The organism is Sphingobacteriaceae bacterium GW460-11-11-14-LB5, assembly GCA_002151545.1.
Lineage (GTDB): Bacteria > Bacteroidota > Bacteroidia > Sphingobacteriales > Sphingobacteriaceae > Pedobacter.
The window spans coordinates 1,029,362-1,053,823 of record CP021237.1 but is presented as its reverse complement, the minus strand read 5'-3'; the positions used below and the strand labels follow the sequence as shown (position 1 = coordinate 1,053,823).

28 protein-coding genes and 2 tRNA genes are annotated in these 24,462 nt (G+C 37.0%); 10 read left to right on the top strand and 20 right to left on the bottom strand.

The genetic code is table 11. The features are described 5' to 3' along the window. Nucleotides 1-62 precede the first annotated feature (62 nt). Both CA265_04385 and CA265_04380 read left to right on the top strand, forming a co-directional pair. A complete protein-coding gene (locus CA265_04385) occupies nt 63-749 on the top strand; it encodes a hypothetical protein (GenBank protein ID ARS38956.1) in 687 nt (228 codons plus the stop codon). 93 nt (nt 750-842) lie between these two features. Beyond that, nucleotides 843-2,168, top strand: a complete 1,326-nt coding sequence (locus tag CA265_04380; GenBank protein ARS42882.1) for a UDP-N-acetylglucosamine 1-carboxyvinyltransferase — start codon at nt 843-845, stop codon at nt 2,166-2,168. Nucleotides 2,169-2,492: 324 nt separating this feature from the next. Here CA265_04380 and CA265_04375 read toward each other — a convergent pair whose 3' ends face one another. The 8 genes from CA265_04375 to CA265_04340 all read right to left on the bottom strand — a co-directional run bounded on the left by CA265_04375 (nt 2,493) and on the right by CA265_04340 (nt 9,107). Continuing rightward, the gene (locus CA265_04375; GenBank protein ID ARS38955.1) at nt 2,493-3,854 is read right to left on the bottom strand and encodes a cystathionine beta-synthase; all 1,362 of its coding nucleotides are present in this window, start codon (nt 3,852-3,854) and stop codon (nt 2,493-2,495) included. 157 nt (nt 3,855-4,011) lie between these two features. Continuing rightward, nucleotides 4,012-5,106 carry a DNA protecting protein DprA gene (locus CA265_04370; protein ID ARS38954.1) on the bottom strand — a complete coding sequence of 365 codons (1,095 nt, stop codon included), beginning with the start codon at nt 5,104-5,106 and terminating at the stop codon, nt 4,012-4,014. A gap of 51 nt (nt 5,107-5,157) precedes the next feature. Continuing rightward, nucleotides 5,158-5,424, bottom strand: a complete 267-nt coding sequence (locus CA265_04365) for a hypothetical protein (GenBank protein ARS38953.1) — start codon at nt 5,422-5,424, stop codon at nt 5,158-5,160. A gap of 149 nt (nt 5,425-5,573) precedes the next feature. Then, a complete protein-coding gene (locus CA265_04360; GenBank protein ID ARS38952.1) occupies nt 5,574-7,064 on the bottom strand; it encodes a hypothetical protein in 1,491 nt (496 codons plus the stop codon). Nucleotides 7,065-7,066: 2 nt separating this feature from the next. Continuing rightward, nucleotides 7,067-7,675 (bottom strand): hypothetical protein, encoded by a 609-nt coding sequence (locus CA265_04355; protein ID ARS38951.1) that lies wholly within the window; start codon nt 7,673-7,675, stop codon nt 7,067-7,069. 1 nt (nt 7,676) lies between these two features. Then, on the bottom strand, nt 7,677-8,156 hold the full coding sequence (locus tag CA265_04350) for a hypothetical protein (protein ARS38950.1): 480 nt from the start codon (nt 8,154-8,156) through the stop codon (nt 7,677-7,679). Nucleotides 8,157-8,227: 71 nt separating this feature from the next. Further along, nucleotides 8,228-8,878 (bottom strand): lipoprotein-releasing system ATP-binding protein LolD, encoded by a 651-nt coding sequence (locus CA265_04345; protein ID ARS38949.1) that lies wholly within the window; start codon nt 8,876-8,878, stop codon nt 8,228-8,230. A gap of 37 nt (nt 8,879-8,915) precedes the next feature. Then, complete coding sequence (locus tag CA265_04340; protein ID ARS38948.1) at nt 8,916-9,107, bottom strand: hypothetical protein; 192 nt, start codon at nt 9,105-9,107, stop codon at nt 8,916-8,918. Here CA265_04340 and CA265_04335 point away from each other — a divergent pair. Both CA265_04335 and CA265_04330 read left to right on the top strand, forming a co-directional pair. After that, complete coding sequence (locus tag CA265_04335) at nt 9,100-9,735, top strand: hypothetical protein (GenBank protein ARS38947.1); 636 nt, start codon at nt 9,100-9,102, stop codon at nt 9,733-9,735. The genes CA265_04340 and CA265_04335 overlap by 8 nt on opposite strands. A gap of 2 nt (nt 9,736-9,737) precedes the next feature. Next, nucleotides 9,738-10,034 carry a transcriptional regulator gene (locus CA265_04330; GenBank protein ARS38946.1) on the top strand — a complete coding sequence of 99 codons (297 nt, stop codon included), beginning with the start codon at nt 9,738-9,740 and terminating at the stop codon, nt 10,032-10,034. A 108-nt stretch (nt 10,035-10,142) separates the two neighbouring features. Here CA265_04330 and CA265_04325 read toward each other — a convergent pair whose 3' ends face one another. Beyond that, a complete protein-coding gene (locus tag CA265_04325; GenBank protein ID ARS38945.1) occupies nt 10,143-10,334 on the bottom strand; it encodes a hypothetical protein in 192 nt (63 codons plus the stop codon). Nucleotides 10,335-10,407: 73 nt separating this feature from the next. Here CA265_04325 and CA265_04320 point away from each other — a divergent pair, with 73 nt between their 5' ends. The 5 genes from CA265_04320 (at nt 10,408) to CA265_04300 (ending at nt 14,448) form a co-directional block, all read left to right on the top strand. Further along, on the top strand, nt 10,408-11,976 hold the full coding sequence (locus tag CA265_04320) for a hypothetical protein (protein ID ARS38944.1): 1,569 nt from the start codon (nt 10,408-10,410) through the stop codon (nt 11,974-11,976). A gap of 11 nt (nt 11,977-11,987) precedes the next feature. Next, nucleotides 11,988-12,407 carry a hypothetical protein gene (locus CA265_04315; protein ID ARS38943.1) on the top strand — a complete coding sequence of 140 codons (420 nt, stop codon included), beginning with the start codon at nt 11,988-11,990 and terminating at the stop codon, nt 12,405-12,407. A gap of 96 nt (nt 12,408-12,503) precedes the next feature. Continuing rightward, nucleotides 12,504-12,812, top strand: coding sequence for a hypothetical protein (locus CA265_04310; GenBank protein ARS38942.1), 309 nt, complete (start codon nt 12,504-12,506; stop codon nt 12,810-12,812). 126 nt (nt 12,813-12,938) lie between these two features. Beyond that, on the top strand, nt 12,939-13,175 hold the full coding sequence (locus CA265_04305; protein ARS38941.1) for a hypothetical protein: 237 nt from the start codon (nt 12,939-12,941) through the stop codon (nt 13,173-13,175). 73 nt (nt 13,176-13,248) lie between these two features. Further along, entirely contained in the window at nt 13,249-14,448 is a 1,200-nt protein-coding gene (locus CA265_04300; protein ARS38940.1) for a succinate--CoA ligase subunit beta, read from the top strand. 338 nt (nt 14,449-14,786) lie between these two features. On the opposite strand, the gene CA265_04295 is transcribed toward CA265_04300, so the two are convergent. Further along, entirely contained in the window at nt 14,787-14,993 is a 207-nt protein-coding gene (locus CA265_04295; protein ID ARS38939.1) for a transcriptional regulator, read from the bottom strand. A 5-nt stretch (nt 14,994-14,998) separates the two neighbouring features. Next, nucleotides 14,999-15,556: a hypothetical protein gene (locus tag CA265_04290; GenBank protein ID ARS38938.1), complete on the bottom strand. Its 558-nt coding sequence runs from the start codon at nt 15,554-15,556 to the stop codon at nt 14,999-15,001. A gap of 454 nt (nt 15,557-16,010) precedes the next feature. Here CA265_04290 and CA265_04285 point away from each other — a divergent pair, with 454 nt between their 5' ends. Further along, on the top strand, nt 16,011-16,871 hold the full coding sequence (locus CA265_04285) for an RNA polymerase subunit sigma (protein ARS38937.1): 861 nt from the start codon (nt 16,011-16,013) through the stop codon (nt 16,869-16,871). Between the two features lie 889 nt (nt 16,872-17,760). On the opposite strand, the gene CA265_04280 is transcribed toward CA265_04285, so the two are convergent. From CA265_04280 to CA265_04240, 9 genes are all read right to left on the bottom strand, one after another. Then, nucleotides 17,761-18,624 (bottom strand): AMP nucleosidase, encoded by an 864-nt coding sequence (locus CA265_04280; GenBank protein ID ARS38936.1) that lies wholly within the window; start codon nt 18,622-18,624, stop codon nt 17,761-17,763. Between the two features lie 95 nt (nt 18,625-18,719). Beyond that, complete coding sequence (locus CA265_04275) at nt 18,720-19,958, bottom strand: ATP-dependent protease ATP-binding subunit ClpX (protein ARS38935.1); 1,239 nt, start codon at nt 19,956-19,958, stop codon at nt 18,720-18,722. Further along, entirely contained in the window at nt 19,942-20,649 is a 708-nt protein-coding gene (locus CA265_04270; protein ARS38934.1) for an ATP-dependent Clp protease proteolytic subunit, read from the bottom strand. The genes CA265_04275 and CA265_04270 overlap by 17 nt, the downstream gene beginning before the upstream one ends. 157 nt (nt 20,650-20,806) lie before the next feature. Beyond that, entirely contained in the window at nt 20,807-21,163 is a 357-nt protein-coding gene (locus tag CA265_04265; protein ARS38933.1) for a hypothetical protein, read from the bottom strand. A gap of 52 nt (nt 21,164-21,215) precedes the next feature. Next, nucleotides 21,216-22,568, bottom strand: coding sequence for a trigger factor (locus CA265_04260; GenBank protein ARS38932.1), 1,353 nt, complete (start codon nt 22,566-22,568; stop codon nt 21,216-21,218). 165 nt (nt 22,569-22,733) lie between these two features. Further along, nucleotides 22,734-22,818: transfer RNA gene (locus tag CA265_04255), tRNA-Leu, on the bottom strand. 230 nt (nt 22,819-23,048) lie between these two features. Next, nucleotides 23,049-23,133 (bottom strand) — tRNA-Leu (locus CA265_04250). A 164-nt stretch (nt 23,134-23,297) separates the two neighbouring features. Further along, the gene (locus tag CA265_04245) at nt 23,298-23,543 is read right to left on the bottom strand and encodes a hypothetical protein (GenBank protein ID ARS38931.1); all 246 of its coding nucleotides are present in this window, start codon (nt 23,541-23,543) and stop codon (nt 23,298-23,300) included. A gap of 119 nt (nt 23,544-23,662) precedes the next feature. Then, nucleotides 23,663-24,460 (bottom strand): cobalamin-binding protein, encoded by a 798-nt coding sequence (locus tag CA265_04240; protein ID ARS38930.1) that lies wholly within the window; start codon nt 24,458-24,460, stop codon nt 23,663-23,665. Between the last annotated feature and the right edge of the window lie 2 nt (nt 24,461-24,462).

Sequence of the window (24,462 nt, the reverse complement as noted above, 5' to 3'; positions counted from 1 at the left end):
AACTCTTCTGGTTATTTCATAATTCGTATCGCCAGAAAATTTATCCATTAATTTATCTGAACATGAGTTTTGACTATAATACTACGCGTAGCCATTTAATTTTATCGGAATATGGCCGCAACGTACAAAATATGGTAAAGTATATCTGCGAATTACCAACCATTGAAGAACGTAATAAATATGCCCAGGCGGTTATCGACCTGATGGGTTTTTTGCAACCACATTTACGTGATGTTGCCGATTTTAAGCATAAACTTTGGGATCACCTGCACATTATTTCTGGCTATCAGATTGATGTAGATAGTCCATACCCTAAGCCATTAATTGAAAATGCTTACATTAAACCAGAACCGCTAGCCTATCCTCAACAAAGAATTACCTACAAACACTATGGTAAAACAGTTGAGAATTTGATTGAAAAAGCCATGCGTGAAGAAAATGCCGAAATTAAAAAGGCAATGGTTCAAAGCATCGCAAATTTTATGAAAATGGCTTACGTTACCTGGAACAAAGACAATGTGAGTGATGATACCATTATTAAGGATTTAAAGTACCTTTCTGGTGGATTGTTATCGCTTGATGAAGGTGTTAACCTCGCTAAAGTAGAATTTAGGGCACAAAATCCTCGTCAAAACAATAATAACAATAACCGCGGCAGAAGCAACAACAATAACAACAACGGAAAAAACCGTCAAAATAACAACAATAATAACCGTCAACGTAATAACAACAATAAACCTAAATATTAATAACCATACGTCATTCTGAACTTGATTCAGAATCTTTAAGATAGATGCTGAAATAAATTCAGCATGACGAAAGGGTTAGCAAAAGAAAAATATATGAACGCATTTGAAATAACAGGCGGAATTAAATTAAAAGGCGAAATTACCCCCCAGGGAGCCAAGAATGAAGCTTTACAGATTTTATCAGCTGTATTGCTTACCGAAAAGAAAGTAACCATCAGTAATATCCCTGATATTAAAGATGTTAACAAACTGATTGAATTACTTGGCGATTTAGGTGTTACCGTTGAGCGCATTAACAAAGACACCTATACTTTTGAAGCTAAGAATATTGATTTAAATTTCTTTGAATCTGATACTTTTAAATCGAAAGGTGGTGGTTTACGTGGTTCGATTATGATTGTTGGGCCATTGTTGGCGCGTTTTGGTAAAGCGGCAATCCCGAAACCGGGCGGTGATAAAATTGGCCGCAGAAGGTTAGACACCCACTTTATCGGTTTCGAAAAATTAGGCGCAAAATTCGTTTACGACAGCAAAAAAGCTTTCTTTAATGTGGATGCTACCAATTTACGGGGTGCTTACATTTTGTTGGATGAAGCTTCGGTAACCGGAACGGCAAATATTGTAATGGCGGCTGTTTTAGCAAAAGGCACCACTACCATATACAATGCAGCCTGCGAACCCTATTTACAGCAACTTTGCAAAATGCTTAACCGCATGGGTGCTAAAATATCGGGCATTGGCTCTAACTTGTTAACCATTGAAGGTGTTAGCGTTTTAGGCGGAACCGAGCACAGAATGTTGCCGGATATGATCGAAATTGGCTCCTTTATTGGTATGGCTGCCATGACAGAATCGGAAATTACTATTAAAGATGTTTGTTATGATGAACTGGGTGTAATACCAGAGGTTTTCAGAAAACTGGGCATTAAATTAGAACGCCGCGGCGATGACATTTATGTTCCTTCTCAAAAACATTACGAAATCGATACTTTTATCGATGGCTCGATTTTAACCATTGCCGATTCTCCATGGCCAGGTTTTACGCCTGATTTATTGAGTATTGTTTTGGTTGTGGCTACACAGGCAAAAGGAAACGTTTTAATCCATCAAAAGATGTTCGAAAGCCGTTTATTCTTCGTGGATAAATTGATTGATATGGGTGCTCAGATTATTCTTTGCGATCCGCACCGCGCAACGGTTAATGGTATCGATAAAAAATATAAACTTCGTGGGATCAGCATGACTTCTCCCGATATCAGGGCCGGGGTTTCATTGTTAATTGCAGCTTTATCTGCAGAAGGCAAATCGACCATCTACAACATCGAACAGATTGAACGTGGCTATCAGGATATCGACACCCGTTTACGTGCCTTAGGCGCGCAGATTAAGCGTGTAAATGCTGATGCACCGAGTCATTAGTAAGGTTAGCAGGTTTAGGGTTTTAGGTAAAACCCAAAGCGAAAATAGCATAAAGAAAAACGCCCGAGTAAAAATTTTACCTGGGCGTTTTTTATTTGGTCACTTTCAAAGGGAATCGTCATGCTGAATAATTTCAGCACCTATCATCTTGTCTTAAGACCCTGAAATAAATTCAGGGCGACGACTAGGAGGTGCCTTCTGGATCAGCATTTTCCATGCTAAAAAGATCCTGAAACAAGTTCAGGAGGACGATCGGAGGAAATATACCATCATCCATCTTACATTTCCCATCTTACATCCTACATTTCCCATCTCAAAACCTACCTACCCTGATATCGCGTTTATAATATCATATTGTGTAATAATTTCGATCTTACCTGTTTCATCTTCCACTAAAACAGCAGAATTTTCTTTATTAATTAGAGAAGAAATTTTATCAATTGAGGTATTTAAATCAACAAACGGGAAAGTAGCCGTCATAATTTCTGAAATGGGTGCCGATTTTAAGCCTGGATTTTCAAGCAGTGCGCTTAAAATATCGCTTTCAGCAATTTTACCCACAATCATGCCTTGCTGTGTTACCGGAATTTGAGAAATATTCATCGATTTGATGGTATTGATCGCTTCGAGCACCGATTTTTGTGCATCAAGGGTTACAATTTCTGTACTTTCTTTTTTAGACAAAATAGATTTAGCGGTTAATTTTTCGTCCTGTAAAAATCCACGCTCACGCAACCAATCTTCATTATACATTTTGCCCATGTAACGGCTGCCGTGGTCGTGAAAAATAACCACAACAACATCTTCGGGCTTCAGTTTATCTTTGAGCTGGATTAATCCACCAATAGCCGCACCGGCAGAGTTACCTACGAAAATACCTTCTTTACGCGCAATATCTCGCGTCATTAAAGCAGCATCTTTATCTGTAACCTTTTCAAACAGATCGATTACATCAAAATTTACGTTTGCCGGAAGAAAATCTTCGCCAATACCCTCTGTGATGTATGGATAAATTTCATCCTTATCAAATATGCCCGTCTCTTTATATTTTTTGAAAACCGAACCGTAGGTATCGATCCCCCAGACTTTAATATTTGGATTCTTTTCTTTCAGATATTTCCCGGTTCCGGAAATGGTTCCACCTGTACCCACGCCAACCACCAGGTGTGTAATTTTACCTTCTGTTTGCGCCCATATCTCAGGACCAGTTTGCTCATAATGTGCCTGTGAGTTGGCTAAGTTATCGTACTGATTGGGTTTCCATGAATTTGGAACCTCGCGTTCTAAACGCGACGAAACAGAGTAATACGAACGGGGATCTTCAGGTTCTACGTTTGTAGGACAAACGATTACTTCGGCACCAAAGGCACGTAAAGCATCAACCTTTTCTTTCGATTGTTTATCGGTAGTGGTAAAAATACATTTGTAACCTTTAATAATGGCTGCCATGGCCAGGCCCATACCTGTATTTCCGGATGTTCCTTCTATAATGGTTCCGCCTGGTTTTAGTTTACCACTTTTCTCAGCATCTTCAATCATTTTAACGGCCATACGGTCTTTAATTGAGTTGCCCGGATTAGTAGTCTCTATTTTCGCCAGAATTGTTCCCGGAACTCCTTTTGTTATCGTATTTAATTTCACCAATGGCGTATTGCCAATAGTTTCTAAAATATTATTGTACCACATCTTGCAAAATTAAGCAAAGGCATTAAGTATTTTACAAACTATATTTTATTTGAAACATAATTTTGAAAATAAAAATTAAGAAGAATTTAATTTCATAATCTATAATTATGATAGGCATTATAGATTGATTATTGGGCAAAATGCAATTTCAATTTTCTTACAGGAGTTTATATATCTTTCCTGGCAGCGATACAATAATGCCCTGCATCTCTAAGGTAAGGATTACGATGGCCAGTTTACTTTGCTGAATATTCAATTGAGCGCATAGTTCATCTATAGAAAGCTGACCATTTTGCAAGGCATCAACAACCCGCTGTTCGTTAGGCGTAAGATTTAACTGCAACCTGGTTTGCTGGATAGGGTGCTTGCCTTTCACTTCATCATCCCAACCTAAATAATAAATCAGGTCATTGGCATTATTTATTAAGCCGGCCCTATTGGTCTTAATCAAGAAATTACAACCTTCTGAAAAAACATCATTTGTTCTACCCGGAAAAGCATATACATCTTTATTATAGGAATTTGCGATTTCTGCGGTTATTAAAGCGCCTCCCTTTATTGATGCTTCAACTACAACGGTAGCATCTGCAATACCTGCAATAATCCGGTTTCTTTGTGGAAAATTCTGCCGGTCGGGATTGGTTAGGATGGGAAACTCGGTGAGCAGGCCTCCATTTGAAACCATTTTCTGCGCTACCGTTTTATGAATTTTTGGATACATTCGATCCAAGCCATGACCAAGCACACCAACAGTAGGAATATTATTTGCCAGGCATTCTTTATGGGCGGTTACATCAATGCCATAAGCCAGGCCACTAACGATTAAAACATTGTATGGTGCTAAAACTTCGCACAATTCCTTACAGAGATTTTTCCCGTAACTTGTTGCATTACGGGTTCCAACAATGCTGATGATACGTTGCTGGTTAAAATCAGCGGTACCTTTGGCATAAAGCAGTATGGGCGAATCGATGCAATTCTTTAATCTTTTAGGATATTTCTCGTCGGAGAAAAACAATACTTCTATCCCGTGTTTTTCAATAAAATCCAATTCTTGCCTGGCCCTTACCAAAGCATCGCTGCCACGGATGGCTTCAATTGTTTTCTCTCCAATACCTGGAATCTGCAAAAGCTGCTTTTTACTTGCAGAAAATACATTTTCGGCACTTCCACAATAGGCAAGAAGGTTTTTGGCCGTTACCGGACCAATCGTTTTAATAAAAGTTAAGGCAATTTTATGGAGCATGCTCATGATCTGATAAGGTTAAATAAATGCGGGATGATTTATTTCCTTAAAGCAAGCTTAAAAATCAATGTCGATTAAACTTTTTAATGGAATATGAATATTGTTTTTTAGTTGTATATATTTCTCTGTTACGGCCCAAACTGTAGTATCAACTCGTTTTGGACCAATGGTGGTATTGAAAGTTATAACGGCTTTTGATTTAAATTCATTACCTAACCTTTGCGCTTCATCAAGCTTGGTTTTTAATTCAGTAGTATGATCCTCTCTTGCATTGATGATGTTTAAATAACTGATATGTTCCTTTTCTACAATTTCTATTGGCATGGTATCTCTTTAACGATTAATGTTAAACAAGCTTATCAATTTTTTATAAAAAAAGCAACTCTTATTTATTCGATTTGTGTAATAATTATAAAAAAACTGGCCAGATTTGAACTACAAATCTGGCCAATTCGGTGCATTTTTATCGCTAATTATTTAAATCTCAACTTTCTAGTTTCAACCATTCCTTTAAATTCGTGGTCCATTTTGCCAGAGAGATCTTCCACCTGAGTTTTAGATAGTGGTGAAGTACTGCTTATGGTATTATCTTTAAGGAAAGAAGAAAAACCTCCATTGGCAGAATAATATAAAGCCTGAGCCAATAGTTTTTCTGTTGGATCGCCAAAATCTTTGGTTACATCATCAAAAATATCCTTATCAACTGCCATTCCATCAAAGTAACCACCTTGATTTAATTGATTTTTGGTTTCAAACTGAGGAATGTATAAATCGTTTTTATCGATACGGATGGAGAAAAAACCAACTGGTTTGCCATAAGTTTTCTTGCCAATCAGTTTAACATCGATGACAGGTTTTAAGTTATTGATCAACAACTCGCTTGCCGACGCTGTACTACCGGTTACAATAAAGTAAACCCTGGTTAAGCCATTCAACGATCCGCGTTTAGCAAAAACTTCCTGGTTTCCAGCTGCAACAGTAGGTTTATAAGAATAATCAAAATAAGAATACATCCGTGTTACGCCATCGTTACCTTTAGCATAAAACTTCTGATTTTGAAGAATAGTGGCTTGATTATCCTGCATGGTCTGCGTCCAGTAAGTGGTATACATTACTTTACCATTTTGAGCTGTTGGTGCAATTAAATTCGTAAAGGCTTCTGATGTAGCTACCGAACCACCTCCATTATAACGCAAGTCGACAACAAGTTCAGTAATCCCGTCTGTTGAAAACTGTGTAAATGCGGCATCCAGAAAATCAGTTGAATTAGTGGTAAAACTATTGAATACAATATAACCAACTTTTTTCGGCCCTATGGTATACGTTTTGGTAAAAAGTACAGGGTTGATATTATAATTTGCTTTGGTTATGGTTACATCCTGACTAGTTCCATCTGGTTTTAAAACCGTCATTGCAACAGTTGGACTTGAACCAAAAATAGCGTTCACTACGTAATCAATCCTTGCATCACTGGTATTGATATCTGTGCTACCATTAATTTTTGTAATCTGATAACCTCTTTTTAAGCCTTGAACACCAGCAGGAGACGTTGCATATACATATTTGATTCTTAAATCATTCGTACTGGCAAAGAACACAGAGAAACCAAAATCACCAGCTACGCCGCCTAATTCGCCAGCTACGGTTCCATCATCAATAAACGAATATTTATCTTTCCCACCTGTACTCGGCAATGCTTTTAAAGCAGCTAAAACTGCGTTGTTTGAGCTATATTGTCTTGGATTAAAGGCCGAATAGCTTGGCATCCCTACATTCCAATAATAAGTTTGCTGTGCATACAGGTAAATCGAATCTTTAGTTAACTCGGCCCGGGTTCCTGGAGCGCCTTGCGGCGCATCATTTCCGTCAGGTGCATTATTTGATTTTTTACATGATGCTGTAAACCCAACCACAATAATCAAAGCACACAAAAATGTATTTTGCGAAATAAATTTTCTAAGCATATCTATTTGTAAATTTCTAGTGACTCAATATACGGCAAATTAATTAATTTAGATTGTTGCTCATCAAATTTATTTGCACCAACAACTAACGCCTGGTTTGGCGATAAATTGTTGCTGTTTAACATGTTCTGAAAAATTTCTGCTTTAGTTAAACCCAGTTCATCAACAAAATACACAGTAAGATATTGTTCCAGCCCATTCCACTCGGTTTGCTTAATTTTATTCAGTTGTTGCTCAGGATTGCCGGCCGTTACAATGAATATCTGTTTGCGATCTACCACAAGTTCCTGCATAAACTCCAGCATATTTTGATAGAGCAAAAGCTTTAAAGGTAAACGGGCATTCTGATGCAGAAGATCGAAATTATGCTTGTACTTTGTATCAATGGCAAACTGGTTTGCTGTTTTCTCAAAAAGTTTTTCGACACCATTCTTCTCATATGCTGCACGCATAAATTCAATAATAGGCTGCGCACTTTTTTGCTCGGTGTATTCTATAAACTGCGCAAACAGATAATAAACCTGCAGCAAATAATCTTTCTCCGGAAATAGCACATCATCCAATTCAAAAATTACAATCTGCTTGTCTTTAACGTATTGATTTGCATCCATATTAAATTGTAAAAAGTTTTAAATCATCAGCATTGTTATAACCAAATACGCCATTTAATTCAGGAGATACATTTGCATGTATAACATGTTCATCGGTTGAAAAAATCCGATCACCATGAATAAACACCGCAAAATTTTGATAAGCAACCTTTTCTTCAGTTATATAATCAGCAATTACATCTGCATTGGGCAACAGCACCTGGATGCCATACTCACCAAAAAGCACAGCAGATTTAGCCAGTGGCTCAAGCTCATAATCGTGCAACGGAATAATACAATCTATGGCTTCGGTGATGCAGAAATTTAACAGAATATGGGCGATACTATCTTTATTTAGCAGGCCTAGTGATGAAAAGGCATAATTTTCGGTTACTATTCCCGGCACATCGCCATAATCGGCAAGTAAAACAAAATGACTGGGAAATGCCTTCATTAGCTTTAAGGCCCTGGCATTGTTCCCTCCTGTTATCAGTATTTTCAAGGTATAATGATTGAATGAATAAATTAGTAATGGATAAAATGAGTGAGCGAATAAAGAATTAGCGCATAATCTTATACGATTAAACCATCTTTCATGCTTACCACACGATCGCTGGTTTTTGCAAGGTGTTCATTGTGTGTAACAATTACAAACGTTTGATGGAAATTATCGCGCAAACTTACAAACAACTGATGTAATCCGGCTGCATTTTCAGAGTCTAAATTCCCTGAAGGTTCATCAGCCAATATAATAGAGGGATTATTGATCAACGCTCTTGCAATGGCCACACGTTGCTGCTCGCCGCCAGAAAGCTGATTGGGTTTATGCTGGGCTCTATCTTTAAGCCCAAACAAATCTAACAGTTCAAATGCCCTGGTTTCGGCCTGTTTTTTATTGGTTTTGGCAATAAATGCCGGAATGCAAATATTTTCAATGGCGCTAAATTCTGGCAGTAAATGATGAAACTGAAACACAAAACCGATGTTCTGATTTCGGAAAGTGCTCAACAAATCGCCGTTCAGTTTATTGATAACCGTACCTTTTAATTGTACAGATCCATCATCAGGTTTATCCAATGTTCCTAAAATATGTAATAAAGTACTTTTACCTGCACCAGATGGCCCAATAATACTTACAATCTCCCCTTTTTGTACTTCAAAATTTACGCCTTTTAAAATTTGCAGATTCCCGTACGATTTTCTTATTCCAGTGGCTTTTAGCATGCTCCAAATTTAATAAAATGGTTGGTTAGTTCAATAGTTAGCGATAGTTCAACAGGTAATCATCCATTGGAAATTCATGATTGGTATATATTTCTTTAACAGCCAGGCCATGGACCATCTCACCATGAGCCATCTGGCCATTAACATCAACCAATAAAAAACAAAAAAGATTTGCATTTATCAATTTTCTATTTAACTTTGAAAAACAAAGCACTTTTAAAATGAACACTCAGGAAGAACAATTAAATGCCTTAAAAGATATCAGACAAATGATGGACAGGTCATCAAGATTTATTTCTTTGAGCGGTTTATCTGGTGTTTTTGCGGGTGTTATTGCATTAATCGGGGCTTATTTTGCCAATGATGAAATTAACAAATTCATCAACAAACGGGGTTATGGTTACGGTGTTGATGGAGAAATGGACCTGGAATTTAACCTGATCAAACTTGGTATTTTTGTTTTGGTGATTGCTTTGGCTGGCGGAATTTTGTTTACCTACAGAAAAAGTCAGAAAAACAATCTTCCCATCTGGGACAAAACCTCTAAATCACTTTTAATTAACTTATTTGTTCCATTGGTTGCAGGAGGTTTATTTATTATTGCTTTATTGGTTAACCATCCGAACACCTATGCTATTATTGCACCAAGCTGTTTAATTTTTTATGGTTTAGCGCTTATTAATGCCAGTAAATATACTTACAGCGACATTCGCTACCTGGGGCTTTGCGAGGTAATACTGGGATTGATTTGCATGTTTTACGTGGGTTATGGCTTAATATTCTGGGCTTTTGGCTTTGGTATACTGCACATTGTTTATGGTCTTTTAATGTATTTTAAATATGAGAGAGGTCAGTAAGAATGAAAAACCCGATAGCAGATTTAAATAAAATATTCGATAGCCGGATCAGGTTAGGTGTAATGTCTATCCTGGTGGTAAACGATGAGATTGGCTTTAACGACCTGAAACAAATGCTCGAGTTAACTGATGGTAATTTGGCTTCGCATTTAAATACATTAGAGCAGGCCGAATTTATTAAAGTACATAAGGGGTTTATTGGCAGAAAAACCAGTACCACCTACGCGATTACCGCTTTGGGCAAACAAGCCTTCAAAGCACATTTAGATGCACTTGAAAAAATGATCAGGAAACTATAAACATTTTTTTTTAACTATTCACTTTGAATTTCAAAGCACTTTTAAAAACATGAAAACGGAAGAAATATTAGCGCCTCAAATGAATTATTTAGGCAAAAGGCTGGCTTACTATTCTGCACTTATCGGCACATTAATACTAATAATAAACTTAATATCAGACTCTTTTTTTCTCATGATCATAGGAGCTGTTTTTACGCTTGGTGCAGCAATTGTAAATTTCTTTGTGTTAGCAATAATTCTAATTGAGCTCATTTGTGACCAAACTTCCTGGAGAAACACTGTCGCTACCATCATCTGCATGCTATTAAATATTCCTTTAGTTATTATCTACCTACTCATTATCAGTTACTTCAATTCTTAAACCTTAAACAAAATGGAAAATAAATCCAACCTCTTAACACTCTCCGTCCTGCTGGGTGGCCTCTTGTTCACTTTTCTCTTTTGGCAGGAAAGATTAGCACTCAATTTGCTTATTTATAGCATTTATTTACTAGCCATCACTTTTATTAATCCCGATGTAGTTAAAAGCAATAAACTAAAAATTTATGGTTTAGCACATCTTTTGGCAGCGGTACTGGTTGTGGTTAACAACTCCGATTTAGCTGTTGCCACCTATTACATCAGTTTACTATTATTCATCGGTTTTAGCCATAACCAACAGATCAGAACCATTTTTACTGCTTTTCTTGCCAGTATTTTACAAATGATTACGGTACCTTTTAATGCAATACGGCATTTAAGTAAAGTAAGCATAGGCAATTTTAACCTTAAACCTGTTTTTAAATTAATTAAGTATATTTTTATCCCGGTTATTGCCGTAATCTTTTTTGCCTGTTTGTATTCGGCCGCCAATAATGTTTTTGCACACTATGCCGAAAGTGTGTTAACGAGCATCGGACAGTTTTTTGAAGATATCCTTCATTTCTTTTTCAAAGATTTAAGCATCGGACGCATTGTACATTTCTGTTTCGGATTAGTTTTAACAGGTGGTTTATTGCTGGCATTTTTTGATAAAAGTTTAGAGAAAGCAGAACTGAAATGCAAGGAACAATTGGTGAGGATCAGGAAGACAATAGGTCAAAAAACGATTTGGTACAATATTGTAGAAACATTTAGCGGAAACCTCTTAACCCGAAAAATGGCCTTAAAAACCGAATATATTGTGGGCATAATTTCGTTTGTTGCACTTAACCTTTTGTTGTTGTTATTAAATGCCATCGATATTACCACGCTTTGGTTTGGCTATAAACCTTCAGGAAATTTCTCCGGCGAATTACACCAGGGCACCAATACATTAATCTTTAGTATTGTAATGGCCATGGCCATAATCCTTTACTTTTTCAGGGGAAATTTAAATTTTTACCACAAAAGCCAAACGTTAAGGGTGCTTGCCTTTACCTGGATGGCTCAAAACTTTATATTGATTATATCGGTATTGATCCGCGACAGTTATTATATCGAATTCCATGGCTTAACGCACAAGAGAATCGGTGTATTGGTATTTGCCATCCTTTGCATCATCGGTTTGGCAACGGTTTATTTTAAAGTAGCAAAACAGAAAACGATATTCTATCTTTTCAAGGTGAACGGAAATATCTGGTTCGCCTTGCTCCTAACTTTTAGCACCATTAACTGGGATGTTTTTATCGTAAAGTATAATCTGGCACACAGCACATCTATTGCGTTGGATGCAGATTACCTGCTTTCTTTATCTGAAAAAACACTTCCCACATTAGATAAAAGCCGGAATAAGCTGGTAATGCCTCCTTCATTCATCCCAGAAGAAGAAACGGTTGTCAGTGCAGATAAAAACAATGATCAAATCTTAACTCGCCTCGATAAAAGAATTGGCTATTTTAAATCGCGTTATGAGGAATCGGGCTGGTTATCGTGGAATTTACAAGATTCGAATACTGCAGCATATTTTGGATTAAACAAATAAAAATCAAAATCATGAAAGCAAAAGCATTTCTTATCTTCTTGGTAGTTGGCCTGTTCTGCTGGAATTATTACCATCAATTGAGGTCTAACCGAACATTAACGCATGCTATAATAGATCAGATTATTTCACAACAAAGCATTGATTTCTCCAAGATTGAAAATTTAGATGCAGATTATATCCTCATTGCTGCGCCTTATACTCAACTAAATACACTTCAATGTAAGTTAAAAATAGATTTAAGCAATATCCGAAACAACGGGATAAACCAGCTTGATCATTTCAACTTAGTTGTTTTTATCAAAAATGGGCAATCTGTTTGGATTTCGGAATTAAGCCGCAAATATGGCGATTTCAGGGAGACACAAATGCTTATTCCGATTGCTAAAGCAAAATTTAAGAAAGTGAAAGCTGTTTTGCAAATCGTTTTATAATTAACCGCTCAACCCTTAGCTCCCTGGTGCAAACCGCATCAGGGAAACTAAAATTATTTAATTATCCATTTAAAACTTATATTAAAATATAAAATCATGAAAAATCAGGAAACATTAAATTCAGGAAAACTAAGAATTACCATCATCTTAAGTGTAATTGCATCAATTTTAGCCATTCCATTGGTAGCCATGCAATTTACAAACGAGGTACAGTGGGACACAAGGGATTTTGCAGTAATGGGTACATTATTGCTAAGTACAGGTTTAGCCATAGAACTTGTGTTCAGAAATTTAAAAACCGGTATTTTAAGAACGGTAATACTTGTAGCGATTTTACTGGCATTATTCCTCATCTGGGCAGAACTGGCCGTTGGTATCTTCGGAACACCATTTGCAGGAAGCTAACGGACACTATTAACCCTTATGTTCCCGCAGATTTAAAATGATTAGCGCAGCGGAAATATTTTTTATGCATTTGGCAAAAACTCACTTTGTTTTTAAGCCTGATTGCAGCGGTAAGCCCGGAGCGTAGTGAGGACTTATAGCGGAAAGCAGGGCCGCGAGCCGCCACGAAGCACCGGGCCTTCGCTTTCAAATAAAAAATCGCTGCGTCTATCTGAGAAACCAGCAGGACACTATAAACAAGCGTCCATTACAGGCGCTAATTTCGGGTTTAACATAAAACGTTCATTTTATGAAAAAATCGGCAATTGCTATTTGTTTAAAGGGTTTGAAATTGTAGCTTTGGGCAAATTTTGTAGCAAATGAACCCGATACGATTAAAATATTATTTTAATCGTAATAGGCTCCATCTGACAGATAAAGACAAAAATATAAACAGATGAATATTCACGAATACCAGGGTAAACAAATATTAAAAAGTTTCGGTGTTAACGTTCAAGAAGGAATAGTTGCCGATACTCCTGAGCAAGCTGTTGAGGCTGCTAAGCAACTGAAAATAGATTACAATTCTGACTGGGTTGTAATTAAAGCGCAAATCCACGCAGGTGGTCGCGGTAAAGGTGGTGGTGTTAAATTAGCCAAAAACCTGGAAGAAGTTAAACAACGTGCAACCGATATTATTGGTATGCAATTGGTTACTCCTCAAACCGGCCCTGAAGGTAAATTGGTGAATAAGATTTTGGTCGCTCAGGATGTTTATTATCCAGGTGCTTCTGAAACCAAAGAATTCTACATCTCTGTATTGTTAGACCGTGCAAAAGGCCGTAACATTATTATGTACAGTACGGAAGGTGGTATGGATATCGAAGAGGTGGCAGAACACACGCCACACTTAATTTTCAAAGAAGAAATCGATCCTAAAGTTGGCTTACAAGGTTTCCAGGCACGTAAAATTGCTTTCAACTTAGGTGTAAGCGGTAATGCCTTTAAAGAAATGGTTAAATTTGTAAGCGCTTTATACAAAGCTTACGAAGCAACCGATTCTTCAATGTTCGAAATTAACCCGGTATTAAAAACATCTGATGATAAAGTAATTGCAGTTGATGCTAAAGTGAATCTGGATGAGAACGGTTTATTCCGTCACCCTGATTATGCAGCAATGCGCGATGTTACGGAAGAAGATCCGATGGAAGTTGAAGCAAGTGCTTCTAACCTAAACTTCGTTAACCTTGATGGTAACGTAGGTTGTATGGTTAACGGTGCTGGTTTAGCAATGGCGACCATGGATATTATTAAACTGGCTGGTGGTGAACCTGCTAACTTTTTAGACGTTGGTGGAACTGCTAATGCACAAACTGTTAAAGCGGCTTTCAACATCATTTTGAAAGACCCTAACGTTAAAGCAATTTTGATCAATATTTTTGGTGGTATCGTACGTTGCGACCGTGTTGCGCAAGGTGTAATCGATGCTTATAAAGAAATCGGTAACATTCCGGTGCCAATTATCTGCCGTTTACAAGGTACAAATGCTGAAGAAGCTAAAAAATTAATTGACGAGTCTGGCCTTCAGGTTTACTCAGCAATTGCTTTAAAAGAAGCTGCAGATTTAGTAACTAAAGTATTGGCTGAACAAGCATAGGTTTAAGCTTAAAGTCGAAAGGCCCAAGCTTAAAGCAATAACATATTCTAAAACCTTTCAGTGCAAACTGGAAGGTTTTTTTATTCCCCTCTTTTAGAGGGGTGTCCGCAGGACGGGGTGTTTCTTTAAACTATTATTTACCCTATACATAAATACCTTAAGATGATCTAAGGTGTCTTAGGTGGTTAAATTATTTAGAAAGTGAGGGATTCTATTGGTTTCGGTTACAAAAGCCCTGCTCTCAAACAATCTTTTTGTGATTTTCAGCCTGAGCGGAGTCGAAGACCCCGCAACAAAAAGTATTTCCATTCCATCAGGTTTATTGAACCAACCAGAAGTTAATCTGCACGGAATTCTAAAATATCACCAGGCTGACAATCTAAAGCCTTACAAATCGCCTCTAAAGTTTCCAAACGAACAGCCTTTGCTTTACCTGTTTTAAGTATCGATAAATTAGACATCGTAATCCCTACCCGATCGCTTAATTCGGTTAACGACATTTTACGCCTGGCCAACATCACATCTAAATTTACAATTATGGGCATAAGGCTTATATCGTTAAATCGTTTTCTTGTTGAATTTCAATCCCCCTGTTAACCACCTGTACAATGATAAAAAGCACAACAGCCATAAAAAACCACACATCAGCGCCATCCATATTTAATGTTTGGAGGTTAGCCCCCTCAACGCCATTTTCCGCTAACCAGATGGTAAATTTATAGCCTAAATGGGCAAAAAAACCTATGCCTAGCGCTAAAAAAACCTGTATCAAAATAAAATGCTTTAATTCTATACTGAAAGGCTGAGAAATGCTGAGTTTTTTATCGATAAACAATTTCACAATTAAATAGAACATGATGGCTTTTAGCACGGCAACGATAATCATCACGAGTGTGATGACCAGAAAATACCCCTGATCAAATTTGTAAACATTTGACAAATAATCTGCTCCATCCCAAAAGTTGCGTACGCCCTCTTGATTTATAAATGTTGTGATAATCGTATTAACGAGTACCCCACCTGCTTCGACACACAGGCCGATAAAAATGATCCAGGAAAGCAACTGTAATACTTTCAAAATCTGATTGGTTGTTATTTTAATTTCCATAATTACATAGTTGTTTAAAATGTAATGCCTGAGATTTATTTTACTGTTTAATAATAGAAGTAATTTCTTGTTTTAATTTCCATACAGACTACCTGACAAAAATTACATGATCAAAAACACACTGCAATAAGTGCATTTTTTGAATTGGCTTAAATCGTTTAAAAATTAAGAAACGTCATATTTATTTAATTATTTACAGCACAAACATAAATAATAAATTATTAAAATTCAAAATATATTTATTGATTTACAATAAATAATAACCGAAAAACAACCATAACCGTCATTTAATCACAAATAAGGTCAGAATTTTATTTGGAATGATTTTTGCTATAAGTAAAACTGTAAAAAACTTGTGCAAACAGCAACATTTTCAGCATTTTATCCTTTCGGATTGCTATACTATTTCGTAACTTTGCACACTCAATAATTAAAGAGCACACAATTCGTATAAATGAGACAACTCAAGATAACGCAATCCATTACCAACCGTGAAAGTCAGTCATTAGATAAATACCTACACGAAATTGGCAAAGTAGATTTAATAACAGCAGAAGAGGAAGTAATTTTAGCAAGGAAGATTCGTGAGGGCGATCAGGCTGCATTAGAGCGATTGACTAAAACCAACTTGCGTTTCGTTGTATCTGTTGCAAAACAATATCAAAATCAGGGTTTAACTTTAGGCGATTTAATCAATGAAGGTAACTTAGGTTTAATTAAAGCGGCCAAACGTTTTGATGAAACTAAAGGTTTCAAATTCATTTCTTATGCCGTTTGGTGGATTCGTCAATCTATTTTGCAGGCAATTGCCGAGCAAAGCCGTATTGTACGTTTACCTTTAAACCAGGTAGGTTCGTTAAGCAAAATCAGTAAAGCTTTCTCTAAATTAGAGCAAGAATACGAACGTGAGCCTTCTCCGGAAGAACTGGCCGATATTTTAGAAACGACAGTGGATAAAATTTCGGACACATTAAGTAACTCTGGCCGCCACGTATCAATGGATGCGCCATTTGTTCAAGGTGAAGAAAATACATTATTAGATGTATTGGAAAACCACGAACCCAATACTGATAGCTCATTGATTAATGAATCTTTATCAGAAGAGATTAAACGTTCTTTATCTACTTTAACGGAAAGAGAAAGAGAAATTATCGTTTTATTTTTCGGCTTAGGTTCTAACCACCCGCTTTCTTTAGAGGAAATTGGCGAGAAGTTTAATTTAACACGTGAACGTGTTCGTCAGATTAAGGATAAAGCCTTACAACGTTTACGTCATACTTCAAGAAGTAAAATTTTAAAATCTTATTTAGGATAAGATTTAAATGCATACAAACAGGAAAAGATCGGCAAATGCCGGTCTTTTTTTTGTTTATACTATTTATGATGGTAATTGGGCTTATTAAGGATCCTGAAACAAGTTCAGGATGACGATTATCCTAACTTGACACGTCATGCTGAATTTATTTCAGCATCTAAATGCTAATGATTCAAATCGAAAAGATCCTGAAACGAGTCCAGGATGACGATTATCCTAATTTATTGCGTCATGCTGAATTTATTTCAGCATCTAAATGCTAATAATTCAAACTGGAAGATCCTGAAACAAGTTCAGGATGACGAACATCTTAAAAATAATTCTTCTAAGGCGTCATGCTGAATTTATTTCAGCATCTATTTGTTAATAATTCAAACTGGAAAGATCCTGAAACAAGTTCAGGATGACGAACACCTTAAAAATAATTCTTCTAAGGCGTCATGCTGAATTTATTTCAGCATCTATCTTGCTAATAATTCAAACTGGAAAGATCCTGAAACGAGTTCAGGATGACGAAACATCGTTAAAATAATTCTTTTACTGCGTCATGCTGAATTTATTTCAGCATCTATCTTGCTAATAATTCAAACTGGAAAGATCCTGAAACAAGTTCAGGATGACGAAACGCAGTACAAATAATCTCCTACTGCGTCATGCTGAATTTATTTCAGCATCTATCTTGCGAACATTTATCTTCTAATATTAATTAACTCAGGAAAGATCCTGAAACAAGTTCAGGATGACGAACACCTTAAAAATAATTCTTCTAAGGCGTCATGCTGAATTTATTTCAGCATCTATCTTGCTAATAATTCAAGTCGAAAAGATCCTGACCTTTAAAACAATAATAACGACTAATAAAACGAGTTCAGGATGACGTTGTCGCAGGTTAAAACAACAAGTGTTTTACCGTTAATCCATTATTGATTAACTGTTTCAAAGAATCAATACCGATTCTTAAATGCGTTTCTACATATTTCTCGGTTACACTGCTATCACTTTCTGCGGTTTTAACACCTTCAGGGATCATGGGTTGATCGGAAACTAAAAGCAATGCACCAGCCGGGATTTTATTGGCAAATGCTGTGGTAAAAACCGTAGCGGTTTCCATATCTACAGCCATCGCCCTTAAAGTTTTCAAGTATTTTTTAAATTCTTTATCGTGCTCCCACACCCTGCGATTGGTGGTATAACAGGTGCCGGTCCAATAATCCCTACCGTGATCCCGAATGGTGGTAGAAATCGCTTTCTGCAACGCGAATGCTGGCAACGCAGGTACTTCTGCCGGCAGGTAATCATTTGAAGTACCTTCTCCCCTAATCGCTGCAATGGGTAAAATTAAATCGCCTAACTGGTTTTTCTTCTTCAAACCACCGCATTTACCTAAAAACAGAACCGCTTTAGGTTTAATGGCTGTTAGTAAGTCCATCATGGTTGCCGCTAAAGGACTTCCCATGCCAAAGTTGATAATGGTAATGCCATTTGCCGTAACACTTTGCATAGGCTTATCTAAACCCATAATCGGCGCATTATCGTTCCACTCCGAAAACATGCTTACATACTTACTGAAATTAGTTAACAGAATATAATCGCCAAATTGATCTAATGGCCTGCCAGTATAACGTGGCAACCAGTTTTTAACAATTTCGTCTTTCGATTTTAATCCTGATTTAACGGGAGATTCTACCTCCTTCACTCTTTTCGATTTCGCTACAATTTCCTCGTCTTTTTTTACGTCTTTTTCTTCGTTCATATTCTTTTAGTTTTGAGCATAGCGCTTGGCGCTTAGCGTTAACAAATATTATATTAAAAAAAAATCCCCCCGCTTTCGCGAGAGGATTTGAATTTTTATGCGGCCTGCAACTTTTTAAAGTCGGCCTTTTCAAATTTTTCTATCGCATAATCGAGATTGATGTGCAATTCCTTGACATCCGTCTGCGTTGGCGTATCGAACATCGCATCCAACATAATCGCTTCGCAGATTGATCTTAAGCCACGGGCACCCAGTTTATATTCCATTGCTTTATCCACAATAAAATCTAAAACATCATCCTCAAAAATCAATTTAACATCTTCGTAAGCAAAAAGCTTCACGTATTGTTTAATCAATGAGTTTTTAGGTGCCGTTAGAATGTTTCTTAATGATTCTTTATCCAATGGATTTAAGTGAGAAAGAACTGGTATACGACCAATTAATTCCGGAATTAATCCAAAAGATTTTAAATCCTGAGGTGTAATATACTTATAAAGATTTTTAAGATCTAAAACGGTCTCATCTTTCTTTACTTTGTAACCTACAGCCTGGGTACGTAAGCGATTGGCAATTTTGCGTTCAATACCATCAAATGCACCACCACAGATAAATAGAATATTGTTGGTGTTTACCGGGATCATTTTCTGATCCGGGTGCTTACGCCCGCCCTGAGGTGGAACATTTACAACCGTACCTTCTAAAATCTTCAATAAAGCCTGCTGCACACCTTCTCCTGATACATCACGGGTAATAGATGGGTTATCACTTTTACGGGCTACCTTATCTACCTCATCAATATATACAATGCCACGTTCGGCAGCCGTTACATCATAATCGGCGGCCTGAAGCAAGCGGGTTAAAATACTTTCCACATCTTCACCTACATAACCTGCTTCTGTTAAAACCGTGGCATCACAGATACAAAACGGCACATGCAAAATTTTTGCGATGGTTTTTGCCAAAAGTGTTTTTCCTGTTCCGGTTTCGCCCACCAGCATGATGTTCGATTTTTCAATCTCAATCTCGTCTTTATCAACTTTTTGATTTAAACGTTTGTAGTGATTGTAAACGGCAACAGATAATACCTTTTTAGCATCATCCTGACCAATCACATACTGATCAAGATGTTGTTTAATTTCAAGAGGCTTTAATAAATTTATAGCCTCCTGAATATTTTTTGTCCCTTTGGTCCCTAATTCCTGCGCAAGCAATTGATTGGCCTGGGTTACACATTTATCGCAGATAAATGCATCCATGCCTTCAATCAACATTAACGTTTCATGCTTGCCAGAATGGCAGAATGAACAACGGGATTCTTTATTTTGTTTCGCCATCTTTTTTTGCGTTTCTCGATAACACTTCATCAACCATACCAAATCCTTTTGCCTCGTCAGCTGTCATCCAGTAATCGCGATCTGAAGCTTTCTCTACCCAGTCGTATGTTTGGCCAGAGTGCTCTGAAATAATATCGTATAATTCTTTTTTCAATTTCAACATCTCTCTCAAGTTGATCTCCATATCAGATGCCACACCTTGTGCACCGCCTGATGGCTGGTGAATCATTACTCTTGAGTGAGGTAATGCAGCACGTTTTCCTTTTGCACCTGCTACCAATAAAACGGCTCCCATTGATGCGGCCATACCTGTACAAATTGTAGCTACATCTGGCTGTATATATTGCATCGTATCGTAAATACCTAAACCTGCATAAACCGATCCACCTGGAGAGTTAATGTAGATCTGAATGTCTCTGTCAGCGTCTGTTGATTGCAAAAACAACAACTGCGCCTGGATAATGTTTGCATTCTGATCGTAAATGGCATCACCTAAAAAGATAATACGATCCATCATCAACCTGGAGAAAACATCCATTTGCGCTACATTCAACTGGCGCTCTTCAATGATATATGGTGTCATGCTCTTCGGGTTCAGATTAGCCTGAGCAATAAATTTATCTACGTGTAAACCGCCAATCCCCTGATGTTTAACGGCAAATTTTCTGAATTCTTGTGAATCTATGTTCATTGTATGAGTTTTTTAGCAGAGGGCATAGAGTTTTAATTTCCTGTTCCCCATAGTTTCGTGAATAATAAAAAACCAAAATATAAATAATATTTCAATTATGTATTGGTTTAGACAAAGAGTATACCACATCAAAATCCATGACAATATAGCACGCTTGTTATTTCAAACTTTTAAAGAAGCTAGAAATCATCCTTGCTAAAATATCTAAATCTTCTAATAAATCTGCCAAATCCTTGTCAGAAATCAGTAGCCTTAAATTCAAAACCAAAAGGATATTAGCATTCTCAAAAACAGATCGATGCGCAAAGTTCAAAAACCTCCTAAAATCAGGTGTAGAATTAGATCCCGAACCTTCTGCAATATTATTAGATACGCTAAGAGCAGCTCCTCGAAGCTGCTCTGCAAATCTATACTTTTTTATTTCTTCTAATTTCTCAGAAATGTCAATTAACTTATTACCTACAATTATAGCTCTCTGCCAAATTAGCAAGTCTTGAAATCTAAATTTTGCCATAAGACAAAATAAGATTTTATATCATGACATTAAAATCACAAGGCACTCTGCCCTATGCTTTTTTATCCAGCGCAATAAACTTATCGTAATCAATATCTTTTTGCTCTAAAGTAACAACAGATTTGATTTGTTCGAAAGTTTTTAATGCTTTTACCTCTTCGAAAACACGGTTTGCATTTTCTTTTTCCTGTAAAAACTGAACTGCATATTGAGCCAGCTGATCTTCAGGAAGTGGGCTTGGGCTGTACATTCTGAATTGAGCATCTAATTTCGCTTTAGCTGCCTGAACTACATCCTCATATTTAATTTCGATGCTGTTATCTTTAATGATTTTGTTTTCGATTAAAGTCCATTTCAGGTTTTTAGCGAAATCATCGTAACCTTCTGTCAATTCCTCATCAGTCAGTTTTTCGTTTGTGGCTTTTAACCAGCGACGTAAAAACTCATCAGGCAATTCGAAAGTGTGTTTAGCTAAAAGTGCTTCATAAATATCGTTCGATAATTTACGTTCTGCATCTTGTTTAAACATACTTTCTACTTCCTCCGTAATTTTCGCTCTGAAACCCGCTTCGTCAGTTACCGTACCTTCACCAAATAATTTATCAAAAAACTCCTGGTTTAAGTCAGACTCTTCTAAACGGTTCACGTTTTTAACGTGAAGTTTAAAGTTTGCTTTTAATTCAGCTGCTTCTTCCTCCGAAATGTTTAAAGCTTTAGCAATTACCGCAGCATCTTCTAATGCTTTCTGGATATCGATGGTAACTTCATCATCTTTCTTTAAACCGATCAACGATTTAAGGATTTTTTTATCTTTAATCTGATCTAAACGAATAGTTGCTGTGCTGGTAATACCGCCTTCAACAGCAGTACCATCTGCAGCTACCTGAGTAAGTTCGGTATAAAGCACATCATCATCAGCCGAAACTTCAGGATTAGTCATTTTACCATAGCTGCGACGGATATTTTTGATACGGCTTTCTAAAGTTTCTTTATCAGCTTTAATTACGTATTCGGTAAATTTATCTTTAGATGAAAGATTTACATCAAAAGCAGGCGCTAAACCTAACTCATAATCAAATTCGAAATCATCTGTATTATCCCATTTAAATTCGCGTTCATCGTCCATTTTAGGAAGTGGTTGACCTAAAATTTCTAATTTTTGCTCTGCGATGTAGTTAGATAAGGTATCGTTCAACAAGTTGTTAACCTCTTCTACCAGGATACTTTTGCCATACATTTTTTTAATGTGGGCAGCAGGAACCATTCCTTTACGGAAACCAGGTAATTGTGCTTTTTTAGCTTGATCTTTAATGGCTTTCTCTACTTTTCCAGAGTAATCAGCAGGTGCGATTTTGATTTTTACAACAGCATTTAAGTTGCCGGTTTTTTCCTGTGTAATATTCATTTTTATGAGATATAGTAAGATGTACTTTAGACGGGAGAATTGCGATATGAGATTTGAGAAAAAACCATATATCGCCACAACCGACACCGCACATCAATTTTTATTAATCAATGTTTTTAAAAACAAAACCGTTCCGATGTTTAAATCGGAACGGCCTTTATCTTGTTGTGCGGAAGAAGGGACTCGAACCCCCACGCCGTGAAGCGCCAGATCCTAAGTCTGGTGCGGCTACCAATTACGCCACTTCCGCAGTTAGGATGTTGTAAGGACTGCAAAGATAGAAACAAGATTGGATAATCAAAAGGCATCAGCAATATTTTATTGATTATTTCAATCAAAAACCGCTAACTCTTTAATTTTTAAGGAGAAAAATTTAAACAGGAATAACTTTTCGGCAATATCGAGTGAAAAAATGAGCGATTATATTGGGTAACGGCCATAAAAAAACCGCTCTGATGTTTAATCAGAACGGTTAATCTTTTGTGCGGAAGAAGGGACTCGAACCCCCACGCCGTGAAGCGCCAGATCCTAAGTCTGGTGCGGCTACCAATTACGCCACTTCCGCAGTTAGGATGTTTTAAGGATTGCAAAGATAGAAACTAAATTGAATAATCAAATTTTTGCAGCGCATTATAGGAGCATAAAATTGATTATTCAGCGCTGCGATCTGAAACATAGACCATTAAAATACAACATCACATTATCCATCTCACCTCCCCCGTTTTACAGCTAAAATTTCACCAGCGTTACTTCGACCAACTCAGGGCCGCCATCTAATGGATAACCTGCTACTTTTCTTCCTTTGATGGTGACCTTTTTATCCAGATAAGTATCCAGGTTGATGTTTGCGCTTTTTAAGGCATAAGTTTTATTGTCGGCTTTTAATAAATGTGTACCATATTGAAAAGTCGTCATTCCAAGTTTCTCTATTGTTCCACTTGCTGTAACTGTAGTGACGTCTCCTCCGTTTTTCATTGAACTGCAACCAGAAATTGCGGCTACAAATAGGGATAGTATTAATATTTTTTTCATAGTTATGGTAACGAGATGATTTAATTTTATGCTACAAATTACAAAAATTTAATCGCCAATAACTAATAAAGTTCTTTTTGAAACTCAAAAAAATACTGAACTGCTTTAACCAGCCTGCTTCCATACCAGCTAAACATTTCTCCATCAACCAGTATAATTTTTGTATCTGGAATGGCGGTTTGGATTTCTTCAATATGTTTTTCAGCAAAAGGATAGGGTTCGGAAGAAAGCAGGATCAGATCACAATTTAAAGTTTTCAGTTCTGCTAATGTAACCGATGGATAACGTTCTTGCGTAATCACATTAGTCATACCATTAGTAAGCAGCATGTCGTTAATAAATGTATTTTTTCCAGCTGCCATAAAGGGCTTACGCCAGATGAGATAGGCTATCTTTTTATCGATACGATTTTGAAGGGCGAGCGTTTGCAGATCATTAAATCCTGCAGCAATTAAATGGTTAAGATAACCGGCTTCCGGTTCGCGATCTACCAGCGCCCCTATCTGGCCAATCGTCTTCATTGCATCATCTAAAGTAAAAATATCGCTCATCCAAACCGGAAAGTCTGTTGCAAGCTCTTCTATATCACTTTGTGTATTTTCTTCTTTATTCCCAATAATCAAATCGGGTTTTAAATCCCTGATTAAATCAATGTTGAGTTTTTTGGTGCCACCAACCTTGGTTCTTGCTGCAAATTTTTCTATCGGATGGATGCAAAACTTGGTCAATCCGATAATTTCCTGATCCAGGCCCAAATCAAACAACAATTCTGTTTGTGAGGGCACCACAGAAATAATCCGTTTAGGTGGAAAATTAATAGAAATTTCCCTGCCCATTTGATCGATAAAGGATTTTTGCATGT